This window comes from Neobacillus rhizosphaerae, assembly GCF_050477885.1.
Lineage (GTDB): Bacteria > Bacillota > Bacilli > Bacillales > Cytobacillaceae > Neobacillus > Neobacillus rhizosphaerae_A.
On sequence record NZ_JBCNAC010000093.1, the window covers coordinates 37,418 to 62,203 of the forward strand.

Sequence of the window (24,786 nt, forward strand, 5' to 3'; positions counted from 1 at the left end):
TGTAATATAATTCATATGGAAAAAGAGGCTGCCCAATAGGGAAGCCTCTTTGTTGCATTATCTTATTCAGCTTTAGCTGCTTGGATTTGTAGATTGATTTTAACCTTATCTCCAACTAAAACCCCACCAGTTTCAAGTGCTGCATTCCAAACTAAGCCGTAATCAGAACGATTGATTGACCCTGATGCGCTGAAACCTACTTTTTCATTGCCCCATGGATCTTTTCCTTGCCCTTCAAATGAAACAGCGAATGTTTCTGGCTTTGTTACTCCGCGAAGTGTTAAATCACCAGTTACATTGTATTCGCCATCGTCAGTTTTCTCAATCTTTGTTGCACGGAAGTTCATTGTTGGATGATTTTCAACATCAAAGAAATCTGCAGATACTAAGTGACCATCACGATCTTGATTGCGAGTATCTACACTCCCAGTCTCAATTGAGAATTCGATTGTCGCATTTGTTAAATCTGTTGGATCTGCTTCAATTGTTGCGTTAAAGTTATTAAAGCTTCCTTTTACGTTTGCAATCATCATATGACGAACTGAAAAATCTACGCTACTGTGTGCAGTATCAAGTGCCCATTTTGTTTTTGTCATTAGTAAATCTCTCCCTTTTGTTTTGAAGTCATTTATCTTGAAATTGAAATAACTTAATTCAAGATAAATTATATGATGGGTTTGATTCGATTGTCAATTGTTTTTTATAATGTTTTTTCAATTTTATCGAATACTACTTGTATACCTAATATTGGGGGAATGAAATTGAATGAGGAAAATAAAAGGAATGAACCTTCCATTTTTGATGTTATTCGTGCTTCATTCTTGTCTTCTTGGATTAACCTTTTATAAAAACAAAAATAGAAAAAATATATTTATTTTGCTGGTATCCAATATGGGACTTGCGTACCTGTTTGAGTACTTTGTATTTAATATATTTAAGTTATATAAATATAAACCGAATATTATTAGGAATAATTTTTTTGATAATGTTTTTGGAGCTGTCTTATCCCAAGCAGTTTTTGTCCCTTTTACATCTGTTTTTTTGACGTATTCAAATTCAGGATGGTTAAAGAAGATATCTGCTAGTCTGTATTTTTCGATTATAGAAATGTTATTTTTACGTTTGGGAGTATACAAACACACCGGATGGAAAACTGTTTATACCTTTGTATTAATCCCTTTTTACTTTAAATGGAGTGATATTTGGTATTACCTGCTTGAAAAGAAGAATGAAATAGTACGATTTATTTCCTTCTTTTTAATGATCGTGGTTACAGAGACAAATTTATTTTTACTTTTGGCTCTATTTCGAAAGGTAAGATTTGGGGTTGGAAGACACCACTCATGGAAGGAACATTTTATTATCTCACCGATATATTCTATTTCAGTGTCTTTATTCACTGCATTTTCTTTGAAAAGTCATAATACTCTTGATGCCAAGCTAAGGGTCGTCATATTTTGTACTCTTCTTAAGCAATACTTTATAAAAATTAAGCTCTTAAAAAATAATCTGAAGTTTTACCAATATGTATTAAAACGGATTATAATGGTTTCAATATACGGACAATACAGGAAATGGGTGTATGGAGATTTGGAAAGGAAGTCTTAATGAATAAAAAAAAACGCCTAAACAGGCGTTTGCTTTTTGTATGAAAATCCTTGAAAATTATGTAGAGTGATGATATGATGACTATTGGCACACAAAAATTTCATTTTAAGGAAAGTAAAATAACTCACTATAACAATATCACGTATGCTATTGGTTGTCAAGTAAGTAGAATAAAATATTATCTGGAGTGTGATTAAATGAGCGATTTACAAAATAAGGACTGGCAACTAGAACAAGAAAGAGTTTGTGCAGTCGTTGAGGAAATCGACCAAAAGGTAGCGAACCTATTGTCAAATACCAGTAAGGTTAGCTCAGACGTTCTAGAGCTTCGTAAGACTTTTTGGGAAGATGTAACTGTAAATTTCGAAGAACCAGATGATATTATCGAGACCGCAGCTAGTATTAAGCAACAGGCTGAATTGCTGTCGGAACGAGAACGAACACATAAACAATTGGATCAACAACTTAAAATCTTAGCTAAATTAAAATATTCCCCGTACTTTGGGCGAATTGATTTTTATGAAGAAGGAGAAAAGTCCGCTGATCAAGTGTATTTAGGGATTGCTTCATTAATGGACCAACATGACGAAAACTTTATAATTTATGACTGGCGTGCTCCAATCTCTAGCCTTTATTATGATTATGCTCCAGGACCTGCTGAATATAAAACCCCTGAAGGAGACATTAAAGGGGAAATGTTATTGAAGAGACAATTCATTATAAGGGCATCTAAAATTAAAGGAATGTTTGATACAGGTGTAACAATTGGTGATGAAATACTTCAAGAAGTTCTAGGCAACAATGCAAGCACTCAAATGAAAAGTATCGTAGCAACCATTCAACGAGAGCAGAATGAAATTATTCGAAACGAGAGAAGTAAGATTCTTATCGTTCAAGGGGCCGCAGGAAGTGGTAAAACATCAGCCGCAATGCAGCGGATTGCATACTTGTTATATCGGTACCGTGGAATTTTAAATGCCGAAAATATTATGCTTTTTTCACCTAATCCGTTATTTAATAGTTATGTGTCAACGGTATTACCAGAGCTTGGTGAAGAAAACATGCAACAATCTACGTTTCAGGAATACTTAACTCATAGGTTAGGGAAGGAATTCGAGGTAGAAGATCCTTTTTCGCAAATGGAATTTTTACTTCGTGCCTCAGGAAATCTTGAATATGAAACAAGAGTCCTAGGAATTCGTTATAAAGCAAGTATCGAGTTTAAGCAGAAAATTGATGAGTACGCAAAAGAGCTATCGAAGAAGGGCTTAATTTTTAAGGATTTGAGTTTTAGAGGAGATGTTTTGATTTCCAAAGATGAAATTCATAATTATTTTTATTCATTGCCAGATAGTTATTCCATTCCAAATCGAATTCAGGTTGTAAAGGATTGGGTATTGAGAGAATTAAAACGTGCAATGAAACGTGAGCGTACTAGAAGTTGGGTAGAGGATGAATTGCAATATCTTGAGAAAGAAGATTTTATGGAGGCATTCAAAAAGCTGCAGGAGAAAGATCGTTTTTCAGAAAATACATTTGATGATTTTGAACGGGAGCAAAAATTATTAGCAGAAATGGTTGTCAAAGAAAAATTCAAACCCTTATTTTCACGGGTGAAGAGTTTAAAATTTATTAATATGCCTGAAATTTATCTTCAATTATTTAAGGGATTGGAAATGGAAAATGAAACAATCCCACCAAATTGGGAACAGATTTGCAATCTTACAATAAATAAATTAAATCATATGGAAATTGCCTATGAAGATTCCACACCCTATGTTTACCTTCAGGATCTAATCGAAGGAAGAAAGTCAAATACTGCTATTCGTCATATTTTTATTGATGAAGCGCAGGATTATACACCTTTCCAGTTTGCTTTTATTCAAAGACTTTTTCCTTATAGTAAAATGACACTTCTTGGTGATTTCAATCAGGCTATCTTCTCAGGAGCGACGGGTTCTAAAACGGTGTTAACTGAATTGGACATCAAAGGAGAGGAAATTGAAAGGTTTGTATTAACAAAAACGTATCGTTCTACAAGAGAAATTGTTCAATTTACAAGTGGTTTGCTTACAGATGGAGAAAAAATCATCCCCTTTAATCGTAAAGGGAGGAAACCTGTTATTGAAATGGTTAATCACGAAAAAATTAATCATTTAGTTCTTGAAAAAATCAAAGAATGGAAAGCAGATGGCCATCGAACGATTGCAGTAATTTGTAGGACAGCAGAAGAAAGTAAAAATGTTTTTGAAGCACTTAAACAAGAAGTCTCACTGCACTTAATCGAGAAGGGGACAGTTTCTTATGAGCGCGGAAACCTTGTCATTCCATCGTATTTAGCTAAAGGTATAGAATTTGATGCGGTAATTCTATATGATTGTTCCCCATACATTGAAGAAAGTGAACGAAAACTATTCTACACTGTCTGTACTCGGGCTATGCATGAACTGCATATATTTGCTACGAGACAGGTTACGCCTCTTTTAGACGTTGTACCAAGGGATGCTTACGAGTTAGTTTAAACCCTTAAAGAAAAGCTGTAAGGTGCTTTAGTGGATCTTGCAGCTTTTTACATATACTAAATGCTAATAATGACAGAAAATGGGGAGTCTCAATGTTAAAGGAACATCGATCTTTGATTGTTTTTTTGCTGCTATTTTCAACAGTTTTAATTTGGTCATCCATACACCCCTTTGATCGGTTTACCTGGTGGTTGGAGGTCATCCCAGCATTAATAGGTGTTTTAATTTTGCTCTTCACTTATCGCTTCTTCGCCTTTACAACACTGGTCTATTTTTTAGTCCTTATCCATTCGTCGATTTTATTTATTGGTGGACATTATACTTATGCAGAAATGCCATTGTTTAATTGGTTTAAGGAAATTTGGGGATTAGACCGTAATTATTATGATCGACTAGGTCACTTTGCTCAAGGGTTTATTCCAGCCATCATTATTCGAGAATTACTAATACGAACCTCTCCATTAAAAAATTCTAAATGGCTACCTATTACAGTGGTGTCCATGTGTTTAGCGATAAGTGCAGTTTATGAATTAGTTGAATTTTTTGTTGCTGTTTTAACTGGTGAAGCTGCCGAAGCGTTTCTTGGTACGCAAGGAGATGTATGGGATACTCAGTGGGATATGCTATTAGCGTTAATTGGATCCATTATTTCCTATGTAACACTGTGTAAAACTCATTCACAACAGCTAATGAAAATGAAAAAATAAAAACAGCCGCCGGCTGTTTTTATTTTTTCCATTGCTTTTGTACTTGTTCATACGCAAGGCGGAGTACCTCTTCATTAGATGTTTCAGGATTTGTAATGACGTTTGTTAAATAGCTTCTTCCTTCGAATGTAATGGTTACTTCAATTTGTACCATATTTTATCACCTTTCTTTGTTCAAATAGTTATTGGTATATTTGTTGGATTAAAGATAGACAACATTTCAGTGTATGATTGTTGCCCTATGCGTATGACAATAAGTGTAAGCAGGACATGGAATTTGTTATAATTGTTCCATAAAGTGATTTGTAGGGAGAGTAATCATGTCAATGTATTTTGAAGAAATAACAAAAGAAACACTGTATATTGCTTTAGAGACAGTTAATTCAAATCCAGAATATAATGTATTTGAGAATGGAAACGAGGTAAGGACACTAGTAGAAGTAGAGGAGGAGTTCTTAAATCCTCATTCAACGAGCGTATTTATTAAGCTTGATGATACGTATATAGGAGTCATTGATTACTTGATGGAAAATCCAAAAGATCATTATCCATGGTTAGGACTATTAATGATTCATGGCGATTATCAGGGTTATGGCTTTGGCGTTCAGGCCTATTCATTATATGAAAATGAGATGCTAAAACGAGGTGTCAATAAAGTACGTATTGGTGTTTTGATTGAAAATAAGAAAGCAATTCGCTTTTGGGAATCATTAGGATTTGACTATTATAATACAGTCATTGCACAAAATGGAAGTGGGATTTTTTGTTATCAAAAACGATTGGGTTAAAAAAACTTCCAAATGGACGCTCTAAACTTCAATTACCATAAATTCCTCTGCAAACAATTGAACATCATTTTTATTTATTTTATTCTTCTTCATTAAAGATTCTGCCAAAACTATGTGGGCTTGAATTGAAATATTTCTTTTTAAATCACGAATAGATACCTCGCCATTCAATAATTGAATGGCTTTTTCTTTGATGTCTTGATTCTTAGATGATTTGTAAAGAAGATAAGCAATACAAGTAACCTTGTCCACAAAGTAACCTCCTATCAAGAATCGAGTATCTTTTGTTTTGTACTTATTCGACGAGAAACCAACTTTTTCCTTCTACGAGTCAAAGGATTATTGAAAATTCCAACAAAAAATAAAAGAGATATATCGGACCAAAGTTGTAGAAATAATCAAGCTTCTATACGAGGAGAAAAAAACAAAGATTTCTTAAGATAGAAGCATAGAACATAAATTAATCTTAAGGAGTTTTGAAAATGGAATACAAACCAGTTGTCATGATTACAGGAGCATCAAAGGGGCTTGGCAGGGAGTTGACTCTAGCTTTCGCACAAAAAGGAGCAAACTTAGCTATATGTGCTAGAGGTGAAAAGAACTTACAAGAAGTAAAAAAAGAAGCAGAAATTAATGGAGCCTCTTATGTGCTTGCGGTGACAGCAGATGTAGCTAAATCTAGGGATGTAGAGAGATTTGTTGCTATGACAGAAGAATTATTCGGGAAAGTAGATGTTTTAATAAACAATGCGTCAATTCTCGGTCCTAGTCCAATGCCACTTTTACTAGATTATCCTGAAGAAGATTTTTTGGAGGTATTAAAAGTAAATGCAGTGAGCCCGTTTTTAGTTACGAGGAGGATTCTACCAGGAATGATCCTAAACAATAAAGGTTCAATCATTAATGTCACATCAGAGGCCGGGAACACTGGCTACGCTGGATGGGGGGCATACGGGATATCAAAATTTGCACTTGAAGGATTAACAGAAACATGGGCAGATGAGCTTAAGGAAACAGGAGTTAGAGTAAATATGGTAGATCCAGGTGAGATGGATACAGAAATGCATCAGTTAGCAGTTCCAGACTGCGATTATGAACTGGCAAATCCAAAAGATGTAATTAATGTTTTTCTTTACCTAGCTTCCGATTCTTCCAAGCATGTCAATGGTCAGAGATTTCAGGCACAGGAATTTATGGGAAGGGAGCAATAAGTATGCATGTAGAGACACTTAACTTTGAAATCCCGCCTTTCTTAAATGCCAAAATGCCACCTGAAAGAAGGGGTGTACGAAGAGACCATGTTAAGTTAATGATTCAGGATCGACAAACAGGGCAAACAAATCATGATATATTTTTCAATATTGATCGTTATTTATCAAGGGGAGATGTAGTTGTATTAAACAGTAGTAGAACTGTTCCCGCTATATTAATAGCAGACTTATATCGTGAAAAAAATTGTATCCAAAAAGGTATAGAAGTCCGCTTAGCAAGAAGGAAAAGTAGTCATACTTGGGAAGCGTTAGCAGGTTATGATGGAATAAAGAATGGAGATCTTCTGGTCCTATCTTCAACTCTTTACGGGGTTGTGTCATGCGCTTCAATGAATATCCCTTTTATTACCATTCAATTCTCAAAGCAAGGTATAGCTTTGTATGATGAAATTTACTCTCTTGGAGAACCAATTCGGTATGAATATATTACTAATCCTTGGGAACTAAACTATTATCAGACTGTCTTTGCTACCCAGCCTGGTTCTGTAGAAATGCCATCCGCAGGCAGGGCCTTCAGTTGGGAGCTATTATTTAAGCTCCAAAAAAAGGGGATTGATCTTGTATTTATTCAACTTCATACGGGCCTTAGCTATTTATTGGATGACAAGTGGGACCACTCTCCAACAGAAAACTACGAGGAATATAACATTCCAGAGGAGGCTTGGGATACAATTTTACGGGCAAAAGTTGAGGGGAGAAGAGTGATTGCGGTGGGAACAACAGTGGTACGTGCAATGGAAACAGCCGCTTTGGATGGCGGTCTATTAGGATGGACCAATCTTTATATAAAGCCAACATACAACCTAAAGATTGCAGATGGGATTATTACGGGAATGCATGAACCAGAAGCTAGTCATCTAGACATGCTGTCGGCCTTTATTGAGAAAGGTCTTTTATGCAAAGCCTATCAAGAGGCGCTAAAAGAAGGGTATTTATGGCATGAGTTTGGTGATATGAATCTCATTTTATAACATGCTAGAATTTCTTGAGCCTTGACTCTACGGTCAAGGTTTTTAATTCGTCTACCACCATGGTAAAATAAGTGGGAAGTTGGTTTTAATAGGTTTAATTTTATTAGTAGTTTGTACCGCTCACATGGAATGCAATCTAAAAAAATTAAAATCTTTACTATGATAGTCTATTTTACAGAAAATTCAAATAAATTAATTTTAAGGATTCTTCTTGGAGGCGGTGTAAAATGTTTCTTTTCAAAGAAGAACATTTAACAGGTTTTGAAGTTAGGAAGTCAATTATAAAAGAGGGATATTCTATTAGAAAGTTATATTATGAAAACCCTTACAAAAGAGGCGTGCAAGCCTATCTATTTGTGCCTAATCAAACAACTTCTCATCCAGCTGTTATTTTTATGCATCCTTGGCAGGACGATCGAAAAAGTTTCTATAAGGAAGCGCAATTGCTTGCTGAAAAGGGGTTTGTTTCTCTAATTATTGAATCTTCATTTTTAGGGGGATGTCATCAAGAAGGGAAACAGTATAAAAAATTCATTCAATCAATAGAGTCGTTAGCGGATATTCAAAATTACACTCGAATGATAATGGATATAAGACGGGGAATTACTCTTCTTACTAAACAAAAATTTGTAGATGCAAATCGAATGGCCTATGTCGGACACGGCTTCGGTGCCGCTTGGGGAGGAGTACTTGCCGGCATTGAAAACCGTATTAAGACTTTTGTTCTAATAGCAGGTGCCTCCAAAACCTCAGCCTGGCATATGACGAGTGAACATCCTCTGGCTGTTTTAATTCGGAGTTTTTTACCACCAGAACGGTTTGATTTTTTTATTTCGGATTTACGTAAATTCGATGCCACTCATTATATAAAAAATACAGCACCCGCATCAATTTATTTTCAATTTGCAAAAAATGATGAGTATGTTGATTATGACCAGGCAAGCTCCTTTTATTCTGCAGCCAGCTCTCCGAAAAAAATAAGTTGGTATCAAACAGACCATGGATTTTCACAGTGTGAAGAAGCTTTTTTAGATCGCCATAATTGGCTTCTTGAAAAGATTGGGCTACCCAATGACATCTATGTAACGGAATAAACAGTAAACTAAAATTAATTCGCTTACAAACGGGAATTTTGTTGAAAATTGCTTCATTGAATGGTATTTTATATAATATTGAAGGGATAAAAGAAAACCGAGGATAGTCAGTGAATTTTACCTTTCGTCCCAATGGGGATGGGAGGTTTTTTATTTCATCACCTATGGGCGAAGGTGGAGTACAGTTACACTGGCCAATAATGAACGTTATACATATGATTTAGGAGGAACCACAATGAAACAGACCTTAATCAAGGATTTGTACAGAAACACAGAAAGTTATGTGGAACAAAAGGTGAAATTATCAGGATGGATTCGTACTATCCGTGATTCCAAAACTTTTGGTTTTATTGAATTAAATGATGGTAGTTTCTTTAAAGGAGTTCAAATCGTTTTTGACGAGAAATTAAATAATTTTAAAGAAATAACAAAGCTTCCTATAAGTTCAACAATAAAAGTAGAAGGAGACTTTATTTATACTCCTCAAGCAAAGCAGCCCTTTGAGATTAAAGCAACGGAGATCACTATTGAAGGTACATCAAATGTAGATTATCCGTTACAAAAGAAAAGACATACATTTGAATACCTTAGAACGATTGCCCATTTAAGACCAAGAACTAATACATTCGCGGCTGTGTTTCGGGTGAGATCATTAGCAGCATATGCCATCCATAAATTCTTCCAAGATAAAGGATTTGTATATGTCCACTCACCAATTATCACTGGAAGTGATACGGAGGGTGCTGGAGAAATGTTCCGTGTGACGACATTGGACTTGGAAAATCTTCCGAAAAATGAAGAAGGAAAAACGGATACATCAAAGGATTTCTTCGGTAAAGAGTCTAACTTAACTGTAAGTGGACAGCTTTCAGCAGAAGCATTTGCCTTAGCTTTCCGTAATGTTTATACCTTTGGACCGACCTTTAGAGCTGAGAACTCTAACACCGCTCGACACGCAGCTGAGTTTTGGATGATTGAACCAGAAATCGCTTTTGGGGAGCTTCCTGATATTATGGATCTTGCCGAAGAAATGGTTAAGTATGTTATTGGTTATGTAATTGAACAAGCGCCAGAAGAAATGAACTTCTTCAATAGCTTCGTTGAAAAAGGCCTATTAGATCGCTTAAATAATGCCTTTACGGCAGATTTCGGCAGAGTAACATATACAGAAGCCATTAATCTGTTAAAAGAATCAGGTGAAAATTTTGATTATCCGGTTGAATGGGGAGCAGACCTACAAACAGAGCACGAGCGATATCTGTGCGAAAAAGTGTTCCAAAAGCCAGTATTTGTTACTGATTATCCAAAAGAAATTAAAGCCTTCTATATGAGACTGAACGAAGATCATAAAACAGTTGCTGCAACTGACTTACTAGTTCCAGGAATTGGAGAGTTAATTGGAGGCAGCCAGCGTGAAGAACGTGAAGATATTTTAGCTGGGAAAATTAATGAACTTGGTATGAATGAGGAAGATTACTGGTGGTACTTAGAGTTAAGAAAATACGGCGGAACTAAACATTCTGGTTATGGCCTTGGATTTGAACGATTAATTATGTACTTAACTGGTATGACAAACATCAGAGATGTCATTCCATTCCCAAGAACTCCAGGAAATGCAGAATTTTAAGCCAAAAAAGACCAATTCATTCAGTGGATTGGTCTTTTTTGTAAATCTTGTTTGTGTTTTTAAAAAACTTGTAATTCTTCTTCAAAATAAAATGTTCCTGGGTGCTCTTTAACGGTATAGGAATATCTCTTCATATTTTTTACATATTGCCATTTTAAAATGGTGACCATTTCACCAGTTTCTTTAATGTTTACCGTTTGGCCGCTACTATATCGGTTATTTGAATTCTTCATTTAAATACACCCCTTCTATATTACAACTTAAGTATAACACAAATTAATTTATTCTATTTGTCATTCATTTAGGTTATACTATAAAGTTAAAAATTGGAAGTTATGCCTTTTCCTTTCATTTTTAAAGCTACTATGGTATGATAAGTAAAAGTGAGGTGTCATTTTGACAAATTATAAAGCAAAAAAGAGTAACCTCAAGGCCTTATTATCCAAAAACGGCATGAACTTGGATAATTTAGAAAAGAATACTAATATACCTAGAAGTCAACTTAATGACTATTTATCCAAGAAAGTAATGAGTTTAAATTCTGCAATGACCATTTCCAAAGAATTGAATTGCAAGATTGAAGATTTATATGTATGGACTGCTGAAGAAGCATAAACTTAAAGAAAAAAACAGACTCATGTATGAGTCTGTTTTTTTGCTTTTAGATAAATACACATAAAAAAACACGCGAAACGCGTGTTTTTTCACCAGTTCTAGTTGGATAAATCACATTTATCTAAAGGAATCACTTTAGTTTTCTTTGTGAATTTGTATCCCAACCATAAGATAAGGAAAAGCGGTAACCCAATATAAGAAACCAACACACCATTCCAATCGATATGGCTTCCAATAAAGGCGGAATAGTTTTGTCCTAAAACAACGAATCCGCAGACAGCAAAGGCAAAAATAGGACCGAAGGGGAAGAATTTTGATTTATATGGTAATAAACTTAAATCCTTTCCTTGCGCTATAAAAGCTTTTCTGAATCGATAGTGACAAACTGCAATTCCAAGCCAAGCAATAAAGCCGGACATACCAGAAGCATTTAATAACCAAACATAAACCGTGCCATCGCCGAAGAAAGAAGCAAGAAAGGCCAAGGTACCGACTAGTGTTGTTGCGAATAGAGCATTAACAGGTACACCATTTTTATTTAGTCGCCCTAGAAACTTTGGTGCTTTGCCTTCACGTGCTAAGTCCCAGAGCATTCGAGTAGAAGCGTACATACCGGAATTACCCGCTGATAACACAGCTGTTAAAATAACAGCATTCATGACAGAAGCGGCAAAAGCAATTCCTGCCTTTTGAAAAACAAGGGTAAATGGACTTACAGTAACATCCCCATTTGCTAAATTTTCATTTGTATAAGGAATTAGAAGTCCTATTACAAAAATAGCTAGTACATAAAATAAAAGAATCCGCCAAAATACTTGTTTGACTGCTCGTGGAATAGCTTTCTTTGGATCCTCCGTCTCACCAGCGGCAACACCTAAAAGCTCCGTTCCTTGGAAAGAGAACCCAGCTGCCATAAAGATTCCGAGCATTGCCATAAAACCACCGTGGAAAGGTGCATCACCAACTGTGAAATTTTTGAAGCCGATTGCTTCATCACCCATAATACCGAAAATCATTAGTGTACCAGTTATGATAAAGATAATAACCGTTACCACCTTTACTAATGAAAACCAGTATTCAGCTTCACCAAATCCTTTAACAGAAAGATAATTTAATAGAAACATAATGATTAAAAAGATCCCACTCCAAATGAAGGATGGTGTTTGTGGGAACCAAAATTTCATGATCATCGTAACAGCTGCTAACTCGGCTGCAATGGTGATGGCCCAGTTATACCAGTAATTCCAACCTAATGCAAAACCTAGGGAAGGATCGACGAATTTAGTTGCATACGTACTAAAGCTTCCAGCAACAGGCATATAGGCTCCCATTTCTGCTAACCCTTGCATTAAAAAATAGACCATTATACCAATAATTAGATAGGAGAGAATGGCACCACCAGGTCCTGCAGAATGTATTGCACCGCCACTAGCAAGGAATAAACCTGTACCAATTGTCCCACCAAGTGAAATCATGGTAAGGTGACGAGATTTAAGGCTTCGTCTTAACCCAGATGATTCTTCATTTGATGATAAATCACCATTATATTCATTTTCTTTTAATACTCTTGCTGTTTGCATAATCTTTACTCCTTTTTTGTTTTTTTCTTTTTTCGAGAAGGAGTTTGGAATAAAAAATGCCATCGAAGTAGAATCGATGGCATTATCAATACCCCGCATCATACCTTCCGAAAGATAGCTCAACACGAATGGCTGGTAGGTCCATTCGTGACAGTTCTGTTCCTATTTGGAGACAGCCCCAGCATGCTTTGTCAGAGAGAAAAGCACACTTCGGCAGTTTTTCCTTTCAAACGGAGTCAAAAATGTCTCTGCATCTCATCCGCTTTACTAATAAAAACCGCGACCTCTACCTCATCGGTTTGATGAGGATTTAACATATAAAATTAATATATTTCTAAAGTATAAATATTATTGTATATTTGTCAATATATTTTTCTTGAATAACTTTTTACATTCAACCAAACATTAATTGACAGATAATTAAATCTTTTGGAAAAAAACTATTAAATTTACTTTAAAAATGATAATCGGTATTATTTTTAAGTATAAATGATGGCAGGTATTCGGAGGTATTTTCCATGCGGATTTTTGGAATTATTACGGGATCACTAATTATTGTACTGGCATTTAACCTTTTTTTAATACCTCACGAAGTGTTAAGCAGTGGACTGAGTGGTATTTCCATGATATTAGGGATGGTTACGCCACTTAATACAGGGTTAGCAAATTTCCTTTTGAATTTTCCGTTACTGGTTATTGGGTACAAAATGTTAGGCAAAAAATTTATTATGAATTCGATCTTTTCAGTTCTCATCATATCTGTTGGACTTTATGTAGTACCTGTCTATGAAATTGCAAATGATAGGATATTGTCCTCCATTTTTGGTGGTGCTTTAACAGGTCTTGGGGTGGGGATTGTCTTCCGAAGTTCTGGTTCTACAGGTGGCTTTGATATTATTGGTATGATTGTTTCGAGAAAAAAGGACTTTCCAATCGGTGCACTACTATCAGGTATGAATGCAGTTGTTATTTTGATAAGTGGATTTCTGTTCAATTGGGATGCTGCACTGTATACGTTAGTATCTATTTTTGTAACTGGTAAAGTAGTTGATGCCATCTATACCGACCATGCTAAATTAACGATAATGATTATTACAGATAAGGGTGAAGAGATGAGGTCACATCTGTTAACCAATCTGTACCGAGGATTAACAATTATGGATGGAGTTGGCGGCTACTCAAATAATAAAAGAAATGTATTAATAACAGTGATATCACGGTACGAACTGAATGAGATTAAAAACCTCATTGTTGAAGTAGATCCTACCGCATTCGTCAATATTACTGAAACGATAGAAGTAATGGGACTGTTTCATCGTCCAAGTCCTTCATAATAAAAAATGGGCCTGCACTAATCTAATAGTGAGGCCCTTTTTTAATCAATTATTAATGTATCTTTCAAATACAAAACCAAAATCTTTCACACAATATTGTTTTTTACTATCTTCTAACCATTGAAAAGCTGCTTGGTTCAGCATTTTAAATTGAACAACTAAATTGCTATCGGGACTTGTTATTCGACCTAGAGTAGTAGAGGCAACATCAAGGCTTTGTTTGGCAAATTGAAGGCTAATTTCATTTTCATGTGATATTTCGGCAATTTTTATCAACGCTTTATATAAATCTTTCACTTCCTCGATATGCTTCTTATGTACATCAATCGAGAAAGGCTGTGAGCCAATTTTGAACTTAATTTCAACATCAAGGTCTACGGTCCCAGCTGTTTCAAGTTTAACATCAGAAATCCGATTGGTTGCAAAGCTGTATCGGTGCAGCATGCGCTTCTTGCTTGTAGCACTTGTACCATCAAGGTGAATTAGGGCATTGTTTGTAAAACAATATTCATCGGATTTTGATTTGATTAAAAAATAAATTTTTTCATTATCTTCGTGCATGACATAATCATCAGCATCAACCTTATCATAATTCTCTGGTTTAATGACACTACCAACATCACTTAATCCTAAAATATCTGCAGCTACTTTTCCAAACATTCTCTCAACCTCACTTTTTAAGAATCTTAACATTCATATGTACGAACGAAGCGGCATAAAGTTTCACAACTATTTATTTAGATTTCAAACCACAAAACACTTTATGATCATAGTGGTAATTGTATGTTAATAGTTTTACAGATAATTCAAAAATTTGTTAAAATTAGTCATGAACCTAATGTGAATGGAGGTAGTCCAATGTAAGCACCTTAACTTTTTTTATAAAAATTCAATAAAAAGTGAGGGTGTTAATATGTCTATTTTTGTTAGAAAAGAGACTTCTTTTCGGTTTCTTTGGTGTGGGCAAATATTTGCTAACCTTGGGGATATTTTGTATGTAGTTTGTTTAATTAAGTTAATTTTTGACGCGACTGGATCAGTTACATATATGTCGCTAGTCCCGTTTTTCAATACCATTTCTGCCTTAATTAGCGGGCTATTAGCTCCGTTAATAATAAATAAATTCAAGCTTAAATCAATCTTGTCATACTCACAAACCGGTAAGACGGTGCTTCTGCTTTTGTTATTTTTTGGTGGGGCAACTATTGGAGAGGAAAGGTTGGTTTTGATTTATATTCTGATATGCCTAATATCTTTTTTAGATGGGTGGGCGTCCCCAGCTCGGAACGCGCTAATTCCTAATCTTGTTGATGAGAGTAAACTGGTGAAAACTAATAGCTTACTTTCTATATCTGATCAAATAGTCCAGCTAATTGCTTGGCCAATTGGGAGTATTTTGTTGGTTTTAGCTGGTTCGATAAATATACTTTGGTTAGCCTTCTTACTGTTTCTTCTTTCAACCGTTTTTATGTGGCTGATTAGTGATGGTAGCAAACAATTACCTTACGGAAACGAATTGCATATGGATGTGTTAAAAGAAGGCTGGGCAATTATTTGGAAGTCGAAACAGCTTCGAATCATCAGTTTGATGAACATTCTTGAAACATTTGCTAATGGTGTATGGATTGCTGCTATCTTGTTTGTATACGTATCGGAGGCTTTAAATAAAGGGGAGAGCTGGTGGGGATTTATTAATGGCTCTTTCTTTGGAGGCATGCTCTTTGGAGGGCTACTTATTTATCGTTTTTCTTCACTAATTGAAAGGAATCTTGGAAAGACCATTTTCTGGTCAACCTTCATTTTAATTGTGCTAACCTTTTTATTCGGCACTACCTCTATTCCGTGGTTTGCCCTAGTTGTCTCTTTTTTATTTGGTTTACCACAAATGGCACGTGATATTGCAGAAACAACCATTATCCAAAAAAGCGCTCGAGAGCAACTTTTAGCAAAGGTCTATTCAGCTCGTGGAACCTTAATATTTGCAGCATTCGGATTTTCATCCCTTGTAATGGGCTGGATTACTGAAAAATTTGGGGTGAGAGTCACATTTTTGGTGGCAACCATGTTTTTTCTAGTTTCTTTTATCGTTGCATTCATTAATAAATCGGCCCTATTTGTTGAAATAGAAAAGAAAAGAGTTTAACTTCAGTTAAAAAACGGAAATCACTTGATGGTTTCCGTTTTTTATTGGAGAATACACTATATACTCTTATAATACATAGTTTATTTTATATTTTCAGTAAAAGGGGGTATTGGAGCATTGCGGCCTATCATTTTAGGAGTTTTTGCAGCTTTCTTTTTTGCATTTACATTTATATTAAACAGATCAATGGACTTGGCAGGAGGAAGCTGGATTTGGAGTGCATCACTCAGGTATTTTTTTATGGTACCCTTTCTTTTCTTGATTGTACTAAGTAGAAAGAACCTTAAACCATTGCTTGTAGAGATGAGAAGTCGTCCAACTTCATGGATAATTTGGAGTACAGTGGGGTTTGGATTGTTCTATGGACCTATTTGTTTTTCAGCTGCCTATGCACCAGGTTGGTTAATCGCAGCTACTTGGCAAGTAACCATTATATCTGGTTCCCTACTAGCCCCGCTTTTTTATGAAACAATCCTAACTAAAAAAGGACCTTTAAAAATTAGGGGGAAAATTCCTTATAAAGGCTTACTCATGTCAATGATTATATTACTTGGAATCATTCTCATCCAGCTTGAACAAGCAAATCATTTATCATTTCTTACTGTAAGCCTTGGTGTTGTTCCTGTTTTAATTGCCTCGTTTGCCTATCCATTAGGAAATAGGAAAATGATGGAGGTATGTGGTGGTCGTCTTGATGTTTTTCAACGCGTGTTAGGAATGACAATAGCCAGTCTACCTTTATGGATTATCTTATCCATTTATGGAGTGATAGAAGGTGGATTACCAAGTATGGGGCAAACGATTCAGTCTGGGCTTGTTGCTATTACCTCTGGAGTCATTGCAACGATCCTATTCTTTCAAGCAACAGACCTAGTGAGAGGTAATATGCAAAGACTTGCCGCTGTTGAAGCCACACAATCTATGGAGGTTTTATTTGCACTCCTTGGAGAGATGTACATACTAAATTCAGAACTTCCAACTATGTTATCGTGGATTGGTATTCTGTTAGTCATGGGTGGAATGTTACTTCACAGCTATGTGTCACATAGACGAGAATTATCTAAAGACCAAACTGTTAGTGCATAAGTTAGATATGACTCCTAAAAATCCTTATCAAATGATTGATAAGGATTTTTGTGTTTCTGCTATTAACCGTTAAGATAGGGGGTGAGTTTTTCAATTGTCTCTTGTAAGAGAGCTGCATTTTTTTTGTACATCGCTTTTGATTTTGTACAATTAGTTTCAAGTGAAAAGATTTCTAAATCTGCCTGTGCTTTTTTTAAGGTTGCCAGTAATAAAGGACGCTGGGCAGGTTCTGGCACTTGTATCTTATCATCATATAGATCAACAGTCAGTTCACCATAGGAATCCACCTGTCCAAGAAAAACATTATCAAGAGTCACACCTAGTTTTTCTAACTCGGTATATAACCAGCCTCTGCCTTTCCCTGCACATCTTAAAGGTTCATCAACAATGTTCCCGTCCATAATGACTGTTTGTGGTTCTTTTTCATTTGGCATTTTCATTTGTAAATCTCTAGGTGTCAAAGGTCGGTTTTCTCGTTTTAATAAGGTGCTTAAATTTCCTCGGGGTTCTAGAACGGCAAATTCAACATCAGCAATTTTAAAAATATCCTTTTGTCGAAGTAGGGCAGATAATTCATCAATAGTGTATTTCTCTTTTTTTAAATTTTCCTCTAAGATTTTTCCGTCTTTAATTACGACAGTGCCTTTACCTTCTGCGAAATCACTAAATTTTTTCCTTTTTATTGCTAAATAATTCACTAAAAAGGTAACAAATCCAAAAACAATGAGTGCCAATACACCATGAAACATGTTACTTTCAAGTCCAGTAACTACTTCACCGGCAATACTTCCTATTGTAATACCAGCAACATACTCAAAGAACGAAAGCTCAGATATTTGCTTCTTTCCAAGTACTTTTGTAGTAATAAATAAAAGCAACAAGAAGAATAATGAACGCCCTATAATAAAAAGCCCATCTGGCATAATTTATCACCTCATTTTAGGATCCGCTGTACTGAGGCTCATTTCGTTCAAGCTCCAAAACTCGATACTGAAGATCCTTCCTTATTTCTTCAATAGTTATCGTAGCTTCATGAAAAATAACTTGTGCTTCTTTATCAAGTGAATTTAACGCCATGGAAGATAATTGTGCCTCAATTCCTTTCATGGTTGAAAGACATTGTTTAACGTTTGAAGCAATTGTCACATGAACAACTTCCTTTCAGAAATCAAAAAATGAAAAAGGGGTTGGCAGATATGCCAACCTATTCTACCTTATTGATTATATTGCGGCTCTTCACTAAGAATCTCTTGAAGACGTGGTTCTAGGCTGTCTAGGACTGATTGTGTTTGTTGAGCGGCTTGTTGATATAGCTGCTTTGCATTTTGGTTATCTGTTGCTAAAGCAAAGGTTTCAAAGCTTGCCTGAGCACTTTTTAACCCTGCCAATGCCTGTTTTACTTGTGTTCCAACTGTCATGTTTAATCCTTCTTTCTTGGTAGTAATAATTGAATTACAAAACTAGTATGTGAATTTTCTCTTTGCTTATGTAATCTAACTTAGAAACATTGTACTTAAAAATTTTCCAATAGATGAAAAGTGCTTTTGACTCCTGCATATAGTTGTAACATTAATAAAATTAATTTAGGGGTGAATTGAGTGAGGCAAAATAGCAAAGATGATTTTGTCCAGGGATTTGTGCCAAATCATAATCACGGTTCTGTGGATTATACAGGAGTCAGTTCTGGCCATGTACATCAATGTTTAGATATTACATCACCACCTATCATGACCCAAGACGGTGGGCACGTGCATTTTACTGAGGGATATGTATTATTTGAAAATGGTCATACACATCACTATCGCGCATATTCAGGTCCAGCCATTCCAGTAGGAAATGGAATGCATGTCCATTACTATGATTTTCATACAACAGAAGATAATGGTCATAGCCATCATGTAAAAGGAGTCGACCAGCCTGCTCCAGGATCGAAATGAATTTAAAAAACCAATCTTTCATTTAGGTTGGTTTTTTTGAGATTTTTTCTAAAAAATGTAAGAATAGGATACAAATAGTAAGAATTTTGAGGTAAAATTACAGTAAACTTTATTTTTGGAGGGATTTGGTGTTTTTATCAAGAAAGAAAAAGGATGATGAACAAAGTCAAGCAAAACTGGTTGCGTACACAATTATATTATACATTTGTAGTTTCATCGCACCATTTGTTATTGTTTCTTCTTATCAAAGTATGGCTTATTTTTCGCGTACATATTGGTTTTTTTCAACACCTTTCTCGGCTTACATAACTTTTATGGGTGGGATGCTTTACATAGCAGTTGTTATCACACTTTATCTGATTTTTAGGCAGAAGTGGGAGGGTGTAAAGTTTAAATGGTTTACTGGATTCGTACTTCTTGTCAGTATTCCTGCCTTTATATTCAGTTTAACCAATTATTATTATTTGGATGATGCAGGTATTCATTACAATGCTTTGAATGGAATAGAGGAAAAGGAGTACAGTTGGGGAAAAATAGAAAAGGTTCATATTGTATACAGGAATCATTCAGGAACAACAGGACTGTATCAATATAAATTTGAAATGTCAGACGGAACAATGGTCACGATTCCTTTTAATGATAAGCTTGCGGAATATAAATTTAAAATAGAGGAAATAATTAAAAATAATAAAATCACTGTGGTAGATAATTTTAAGAATCCAATAATAGATTAAAGAAAAAGTCATCTCACTTGGACTGTAGGATGACCTTTTTCTTTTTATATTTTAGTTGGTTCGAGGACCAGTGGATGCAAGGCGTTCGTTTGGTCAATAAAAATAAATGAATCGTATCTCTGTCCCATATTCGAGGGAACATAATTTCCGAAATGCTCATACTCAGGTCGGTAAACAACACCAATTGCTCTATGACCGATAGTGGTAGTGAATTCATGGCGATTCTCGTCTGTAAATATCAAATATTTATTCACAGGATCACTTTTATGCATTAAGGATTCCCAGCTTCCATATTGGGCTGGAGGCACATTCATTATTTGAAATTCATTTCCCCATTCTGTGGAGGCAATGACCGTTCCACTATAGGTTCCAAACCCAACAATATAAACTGAATCATGTGCGTGTGCCTCTCTAATTAATTGACCAACATTAACCATTCCATCATCCTTCATATCTGTTGCTCGTGCATCCCCAATATGAGTGTTATGCTCCCATATGATTACCTTAGCATCATTACCATAAAATCTTATTATGGCATTAAGAGCTTCGACCATGTGTTTGTCGCGAATATTCCAAGATTCCGAGTCATTAGTCACCATTGTACGATAGTAGTCCTCAGCATTTGCTGTAACTAGAGCATTTACTTCCATATTCAAGCTGCTTTCAGGATCGGCATCAAATTTACATTTATTTTTTCTAATAGAAGCAAGGAGGTCAAGTGCTTCTTTTATGCAGTTTTCAGATAAGTATCCAGCAGAAACCGCATAGGATTCATGATTGCGATTATATGGCTCAAAACAGGAGAATGCTTTTTTTGCTACAGCAAGTTCAGGTGAATTTGTTTTTTCTAAATAGTTAACTATTTCATCCATACTCTCAAAAAGGCTATATACATCTAATCCATAAAAGCCCACTTTTTGCTTTGTGATATTGTGCTGGTTATAATCCTTTAACCATTCAATCAGGCCAATGATTTCCTGATTTGACCACATCCATGTTGGCCATCGATTAAAAGCCTCCAGCACTTCTTTTACATCTTTAGTTTGATGGTTAAAGCCTTTTATATATTGGTTAATACTCTGACATGATGGCCAATCACCTTCAACTGCTATAAATGAAAATCCCTTTTCCATTATTAATCGTTTCGAAATTTCGGCACGTAATGAGTAATATTCAGAAGTTCCATGTGAAGATTCACCGAGGAGGACATATTTTGCATCGCCAATCTCATCAATTAAAGGATCAAGATCATCTACCGATTCGAAAGGTTTAGCATATTTTTTTATTGATTTCAGCATATTTTACACCCTTTTCTTTGATTTCTAATGTGAGATAATGTTCCCTTTTTAAAATGGTTATAGTCCTTTTGAAAATTCAAAAAAAAAATCCCCTAACTGGGGAATTTTTAAATTACCTATGCATTGTCCACATACCAATATCCTTAAAACCTAGTTTTTTATATATACGTCCAGCCTCAGGATTATCATAAAAAAGACAGAGGACCTTGCCTTCAGCTAAAACATCTTTAAAAAGTTTTTTCATAATAGCCGTCGCAAGGCCTTTTCGTCGAAAATCGTTTCTTGTGCATACCCCTACAATCATGGCAGAATGTGAATTTTCTGCAGTGGTTGATACACAAGAAGTAATAACACCATTTCCCTCTGTATAATAAGTTCTAGCAGTATTAGTTTCCATAGATTTTACTAGCATATCTCGAGCGTCACTTCTAATACGAAACTCCTTAATTGTAGAGCGCAGATCAATTATTTGATCTACATCGTCTAAACCAGCTTGTTTTATCTCTAGCTCAACGGTGTTTAAGTTTAGATGGCTGTCTGAACGGCACTCAGCAAAATAGGTTATTTGTTTTTCTCCAAGGCTAAGATCCTCAAATTGTTCAAATTTTTCTACGATGTCAGATTTTCCAGAGAGAAAAATAGGTTGTGAATAACTTTTTATGATAGAAACAAAGCCACTGACATCGAATTCTCCATTTGCGTAAGGTATAAAGGATTGATAAAAACGAAGAAGAACGGCTTTCATTCTGCCATTATAATCAAATTCCCCCCAAAGTTCTTGAAAATCGGTTTCAAAGCCAAATGCCTCAATATCACCTAGAATAAATAAATTAATTGAAGGTTCCACTCTTAAAAAGGTGAGGACCTGTTCTTCATCATTTTTTGTAAGCTTTCTAATCATTTGAAATCCCCCTTATTTTTACCTAGATTAATGAAATGATTGATGAATTTCAAGACTTTTTTAAATAATCGTAAATGTTTTCGCAATGAGGGAAAAGTAGCTACTAATAGAAACCTTAACTTTTAAAGGTTCACTAGTTCGTCACAAATATTCGGTAAATTCTAAAAATTCTATGTTATAATCAAATTGTAAAGAAAATACAAAGATAACATCTTAGGAGACTCAACCATACGTGTTCGTTCCGTTCGCGAACGAGTAGTAAGGTTATTCCTATTCAATCAATTGGTAGGTGGAGCGAAGGGATCTTAAAAAGAAAAAGCTAAATCATAACAATCCTTTATTCATTAGAATCTAAGAGCAAGTGTTATTGGTTTCCTGGAAATGAGAAACGTTTTTCTGCTTATTCAAAAGGTTGTGTTAAAGAACAGTGTTGATTTTTATACCTTGTTGATTGGAGCGGAAATCAACAGGCAATTTTAACAGAGCCATTCAAAAAGTACGTAGAAAAACTTCTCACACCAAAATGTATTCTTTCGAAAAGAGAAACATTAACCTAATAACATTAAACAAAAAGTTGATTTAATGACTTTTCAGCTCTCTAACTAATGGGGTACTCTTTCAAAATGAAAGATGTTAGGATTTAAAGAAATGTAAACTGTTCTTTCAGGTACATTAATGAAGCTTTTACTTTTTTAAGAACTATTGCCATGAGGCCGATGATTTAATTGAGAGAATAATGAATAATGAGTCCCATCGGTTTTAAACCGACAATTTGTTTCTTTTTAGGAATTTGAATTCCATTACATTACATGAGAATTAATTCCTTCAACGGAACAAACACACATTGGCTGACTTTTCAAAATTCCTTTTGCTCAATTTAATGAATAGAAGGAAATGAAAAAGTTGATGTAGTTTTGCTAATGTCATGGTTGGGTCCCCTAAGGTGTTATTCACATTAAGGAGTTGCTTCAAAAGGAGGCAGCTTCTTTTTATTTGTTTTGTTCTTTGTTAATTAATGAATAACAGGATTTATAATGAAAGAATATTATAGGAGATATTTGGGAGAATAGTTTCGAAAAGGAGTTGAGTTTAAAATGATTAAAAAGAAGGAACCTTCCATTGCTCCGGGGATGGATGATCAAGAGGAATTAGAACGAAGCGCGTCAGGGAAGGAAGTAGAAGCAGGGGAATACACGAGTGTTACAACCCTCTCATACGATGAAGTAGACCCTAGTTGAAAAATTAAACTGCCTGAACTCAGGCAGTTTTCTTGTTATCGTAATGTAAAGTGTAAGGCGCAGATAGGCATTAAAATATAATTAGTGGAGAAAATTCGATATAATATATGCAGAAAATAAAATTTGAAAGGGGAAAGATAATGTCAGGAATTCAAGAATTGAGTATTATTGAACAACAGGAAGCGATAATGGCAAAAATTGAACACCGTAGATTAACCAAAAGAAAGATTTTTCAACGAATTCTATTAATCACACTTGGTGCTGCTTTAATGGCAGTAGGTCTTGAAATATTTTTGGTTCCCAATAATGTAATTGATGGTGGAATTACGGGTATTTCCATCATGCTGTCTTATATTACAGGATGGAAACTAGGGGTATTCATATTTATTCTTAACATCCCTTTCTTCTTTATAGGTTATAAGCAAATCGGAAAAACCTTCGCTTTATCCACTCTTTATGGGATTATAGTCCTTTCTATTGGAACAACCCTGCTTCATCCGGTTCCAGCGTTCACACAAGATATCCTCCTTGCTACTGTATTTGGTGGGATAGTACTTGGTATTGGAGTAGGAATGGTCATTCGATACGGTGGCTCACTTGATGGTACAGAAATTCTTGCCATACTCTTTAATAATAAACTCCCATTTTCCGTCGGTGAAATTATTATGTTCTTTAATCTCTTTATCTTGGGAAGTGCCGGTTTTGTGTTTTCATGGGATCGTGCAATGTACTCTCTTATTGCCTATTTTGTTGCTTACAAGACTATTGATATCACTATTACAGGCCTCGATGAATCCAAATCCGTATGGATCATTAGTGACAACGCAAAGCAAATTGGCGAAGCCATTTTGAATCGACTTGGTCGTGGTGTTACCTATATTAATGGTGAAGGCGCTTATTCGGGGGATGATAAAAAAGTTATCTTTTGTGTGATTAATCGGCTGGAAGAAGCAAAATTAAAAGAAATTGTCACAGAAAATGATGATAGTGCCTTTTTGGCAGTAGCTGATATTGCTGAGGTTAGGGGTGGACGATTTAAGAAAAGAGACATTCACTAATAAAATGAGTTTTCACTTTCATCAAATTTTGTCGCTTCTAGGTAGATAAAATGAGAATCAACAACCAATTATTGTAGTTTTTATGTATTTCATGTCGGTTGTTAGGGAAAAGATTCTATTTGAAGTTCGTGTTTTGTCGTTCTATGCGCTTGCCTAGGAAATAGTGCGCGAAAAATGATATATTTCCTAAAAAGATGGCAGAGTTTTCTGCCATCTTTTTTACATTAATGGAAAGTGTAAAATTCGACTTTGAAAACTGTCCAGCTCCAGCGCC

26 protein-coding genes and 1 riboswitch are annotated in these 24,786 nt (G+C 35.3%); of the genes, 15 read left to right on the forward strand and 11 right to left on the reverse strand.

Translation table 11 applies throughout. The features are described from left to right. Nucleotides 1–62: 62 nt before the first annotated feature. Nucleotides 63–596 (reverse strand): YceI family protein, encoded by a 534-nt coding sequence (locus tag ABES03_RS12805; RefSeq protein ID WP_430117657.1) that lies wholly within the window; start codon nucleotides 594–596, stop codon nucleotides 63–65. Between the two features lie 1,209 nt (nucleotides 597–1,805). Between ABES03_RS12805 and helD the strand changes: the two genes are divergently transcribed. Together helD and ABES03_RS12815 are read left to right on the forward strand one after the other, a co-directional pair. Continuing rightward, entirely contained in the window at nucleotides 1,806–4,130 is a 2,325-nt protein-coding gene (helD, locus tag ABES03_RS12810) for an RNA polymerase recycling motor HelD (RefSeq protein WP_430117658.1), read from the forward strand. 92 nt (nucleotides 4,131–4,222) lie between these two features. Beyond that, nucleotides 4,223–4,837, forward strand: coding sequence for a DUF2238 domain-containing protein (locus ABES03_RS12815; RefSeq protein ID WP_430117659.1), 615 nt, complete (start codon nucleotides 4,223–4,225; stop codon nucleotides 4,835–4,837). A 19-nt stretch (nucleotides 4,838–4,856) separates the two neighbouring features. On the opposite strand, the gene ABES03_RS12820 is transcribed toward ABES03_RS12815, so the two are convergent. Then, nucleotides 4,857–4,991, reverse strand: a complete 135-nt coding sequence (locus tag ABES03_RS12820; protein WP_309861825.1) for a BA3454 family stress response protein — start codon at nucleotides 4,989–4,991, stop codon at nucleotides 4,857–4,859. A gap of 166 nt (nucleotides 4,992–5,157) precedes the next feature. On the opposite strand from ABES03_RS12820, the gene ABES03_RS12825 reads away from it, so the two are divergent. Next, nucleotides 5,158–5,625, forward strand: a complete 468-nt coding sequence (locus tag ABES03_RS12825) for a GNAT family N-acetyltransferase (RefSeq protein WP_430117660.1) — start codon at nucleotides 5,158–5,160, stop codon at nucleotides 5,623–5,625. Nucleotides 5,626–5,646: 21 nt separating this feature from the next. Here the strand turns inward: ABES03_RS12825 and ABES03_RS12830 are convergent, their stop codons facing one another. Further along, a complete protein-coding gene (locus ABES03_RS12830; protein ID WP_430117661.1) occupies nucleotides 5,647–5,877 on the reverse strand; it encodes a hypothetical protein in 231 nt (76 codons plus the stop codon). 230 nt (nucleotides 5,878–6,107) lie between these two features. Here ABES03_RS12830 and ABES03_RS12835 point away from each other — a divergent pair, with 230 nt between their 5' ends. The 4 genes from ABES03_RS12835 (at nucleotide 6,108) to asnS (ending at nucleotide 10,588) form a co-directional block, all read left to right on the forward strand. Next, nucleotides 6,108–6,836 (forward strand): SDR family oxidoreductase, encoded by a 729-nt coding sequence (locus ABES03_RS12835; protein WP_430117662.1) that lies wholly within the window; start codon nucleotides 6,108–6,110, stop codon nucleotides 6,834–6,836. A gap of 2 nt (nucleotides 6,837–6,838) precedes the next feature. Beyond that, the gene (locus ABES03_RS12840) at nucleotides 6,839–7,867 is read left to right on the forward strand and encodes an S-adenosylmethionine:tRNA ribosyltransferase-isomerase (RefSeq protein ID WP_430117663.1); all 1,029 of its coding nucleotides are present in this window, start codon (nucleotides 6,839–6,841) and stop codon (nucleotides 7,865–7,867) included. Nucleotides 7,868–8,094: 227 nt separating this feature from the next. Continuing rightward, nucleotides 8,095–8,961 (forward strand): alpha/beta hydrolase, encoded by an 867-nt coding sequence (locus tag ABES03_RS12845; RefSeq protein WP_430117664.1) that lies wholly within the window; start codon nucleotides 8,095–8,097, stop codon nucleotides 8,959–8,961. 235 nt (nucleotides 8,962–9,196) lie between these two features. Then, the gene (asnS, locus tag ABES03_RS12850; protein ID WP_430117665.1) at nucleotides 9,197–10,588 is read left to right on the forward strand and encodes an asparagine--tRNA ligase; all 1,392 of its coding nucleotides are present in this window, start codon (nucleotides 9,197–9,199) and stop codon (nucleotides 10,586–10,588) included. A gap of 59 nt (nucleotides 10,589–10,647) precedes the next feature. Here the strand turns inward: asnS and ABES03_RS12855 are convergent, their stop codons facing one another. Then, nucleotides 10,648–10,821, reverse strand: coding sequence for a hypothetical protein (locus ABES03_RS12855; RefSeq protein WP_430117666.1), 174 nt, complete (start codon nucleotides 10,819–10,821; stop codon nucleotides 10,648–10,650). Nucleotides 10,822–10,984: 163 nt separating this feature from the next. Here ABES03_RS12855 and ABES03_RS12860 point away from each other — a divergent pair, with 163 nt between their 5' ends. Continuing rightward, complete coding sequence (locus tag ABES03_RS12860) at nucleotides 10,985–11,203, forward strand: helix-turn-helix domain-containing protein (RefSeq protein WP_430117667.1); 219 nt, start codon at nucleotides 10,985–10,987, stop codon at nucleotides 11,201–11,203. A gap of 98 nt (nucleotides 11,204–11,301) precedes the next feature. Here ABES03_RS12860 and ABES03_RS12865 read toward each other — a convergent pair whose 3' ends face one another. After that, a complete protein-coding gene (locus ABES03_RS12865; RefSeq protein ID WP_430117668.1) occupies nucleotides 11,302–12,783 on the reverse strand; it encodes an amino acid permease in 1,482 nt (493 codons plus the stop codon). Between the two features lie 107 nt (nucleotides 12,784–12,890). Beyond that, a riboswitch (Lysine riboswitch) is annotated at nucleotides 12,891–13,080 on the reverse strand. A 221-nt stretch (nucleotides 13,081–13,301) separates the two neighbouring features. Between ABES03_RS12865 and ABES03_RS12870 the strand changes: the two genes are divergently transcribed. Next, nucleotides 13,302–14,117 (forward strand): YitT family protein, encoded by an 816-nt coding sequence (locus ABES03_RS12870; protein WP_430117669.1) that lies wholly within the window; start codon nucleotides 13,302–13,304, stop codon nucleotides 14,115–14,117. 45 nt (nucleotides 14,118–14,162) lie between these two features. Here the strand turns inward: ABES03_RS12870 and ABES03_RS12875 are convergent, their stop codons facing one another. Continuing rightward, nucleotides 14,163–14,777: a PH domain-containing protein gene (locus ABES03_RS12875; protein ID WP_430117670.1), complete on the reverse strand. Its 615-nt coding sequence runs from the start codon at nucleotides 14,775–14,777 to the stop codon at nucleotides 14,163–14,165. 253 nt (nucleotides 14,778–15,030) lie between these two features. Between ABES03_RS12875 and ABES03_RS12880 the strand changes: the two genes are divergently transcribed. Both ABES03_RS12880 and ABES03_RS12885 read left to right on the forward strand, forming a co-directional pair. Beyond that, the gene (locus ABES03_RS12880; RefSeq protein WP_430117671.1) at nucleotides 15,031–16,260 is read left to right on the forward strand and encodes an MFS transporter; all 1,230 of its coding nucleotides are present in this window, start codon (nucleotides 15,031–15,033) and stop codon (nucleotides 16,258–16,260) included. Nucleotides 16,261–16,377: 117 nt separating this feature from the next. Beyond that, entirely contained in the window at nucleotides 16,378–17,346 is a 969-nt protein-coding gene (locus tag ABES03_RS12885) for a DMT family transporter (RefSeq protein ID WP_430117672.1), read from the forward strand. Between the two features lie 62 nt (nucleotides 17,347–17,408). On the opposite strand, the gene ABES03_RS12890 is transcribed toward ABES03_RS12885, so the two are convergent. From ABES03_RS12890 to ABES03_RS12900, 3 genes are all read right to left on the reverse strand, one after another. Beyond that, nucleotides 17,409–18,269, reverse strand: a complete 861-nt coding sequence (locus ABES03_RS12890) for a DUF421 domain-containing protein (RefSeq protein WP_430117673.1) — start codon at nucleotides 18,267–18,269, stop codon at nucleotides 17,409–17,411. A gap of 16 nt (nucleotides 18,270–18,285) precedes the next feature. Continuing rightward, the gene (locus tag ABES03_RS12895) at nucleotides 18,286–18,492 is read right to left on the reverse strand and encodes a DUF1657 domain-containing protein (RefSeq protein ID WP_430117674.1); all 207 of its coding nucleotides are present in this window, start codon (nucleotides 18,490–18,492) and stop codon (nucleotides 18,286–18,288) included. A gap of 68 nt (nucleotides 18,493–18,560) precedes the next feature. Continuing rightward, nucleotides 18,561–18,764: a DUF1657 domain-containing protein gene (locus ABES03_RS12900; RefSeq protein ID WP_335531612.1), complete on the reverse strand. Its 204-nt coding sequence runs from the start codon at nucleotides 18,762–18,764 to the stop codon at nucleotides 18,561–18,563. A gap of 180 nt (nucleotides 18,765–18,944) precedes the next feature. Here ABES03_RS12900 and ABES03_RS12905 point away from each other — a divergent pair, with 180 nt between their 5' ends. Continuing rightward, nucleotides 18,945–19,283: a YmaF family protein gene (locus ABES03_RS12905; protein WP_430117675.1), complete on the forward strand. Its 339-nt coding sequence runs from the start codon at nucleotides 18,945–18,947 to the stop codon at nucleotides 19,281–19,283. Between the two features lie 128 nt (nucleotides 19,284–19,411). Further along, nucleotides 19,412–20,017: a hypothetical protein gene (locus ABES03_RS12910; RefSeq protein ID WP_430117676.1), complete on the forward strand. Its 606-nt coding sequence runs from the start codon at nucleotides 19,412–19,414 to the stop codon at nucleotides 20,015–20,017. A gap of 44 nt (nucleotides 20,018–20,061) precedes the next feature. Here ABES03_RS12910 and ABES03_RS12915 read toward each other — a convergent pair whose 3' ends face one another. Together ABES03_RS12915 and ABES03_RS12920 are read right to left on the reverse strand one after the other, a co-directional pair. Then, nucleotides 20,062–21,315, reverse strand: coding sequence for an erythromycin esterase family protein (locus ABES03_RS12915; protein ID WP_430117677.1), 1,254 nt, complete (start codon nucleotides 21,313–21,315; stop codon nucleotides 20,062–20,064). Nucleotides 21,316–21,427: 112 nt separating this feature from the next. Then, a complete protein-coding gene (locus tag ABES03_RS12920; protein ID WP_430117678.1) occupies nucleotides 21,428–22,216 on the reverse strand; it encodes a GNAT family N-acetyltransferase in 789 nt (262 codons plus the stop codon). A gap of 1,094 nt (nucleotides 22,217–23,310) precedes the next feature. Between ABES03_RS12920 and ABES03_RS12925 the strand changes: the two genes are divergently transcribed. Beyond that, complete coding sequence (locus ABES03_RS12925) at nucleotides 23,311–23,454, forward strand: hypothetical protein (RefSeq protein WP_430117679.1); 144 nt, start codon at nucleotides 23,311–23,313, stop codon at nucleotides 23,452–23,454. Nucleotides 23,455–23,642: 188 nt separating this feature from the next. Next, on the forward strand, nucleotides 23,643–24,512 hold the full coding sequence (locus ABES03_RS12930) for a YitT family protein (protein ID WP_430117682.1): 870 nt from the start codon (nucleotides 23,643–23,645) through the stop codon (nucleotides 24,510–24,512). The last annotated feature ends 274 nt before the right edge of the window (nucleotides 24,513–24,786 follow it).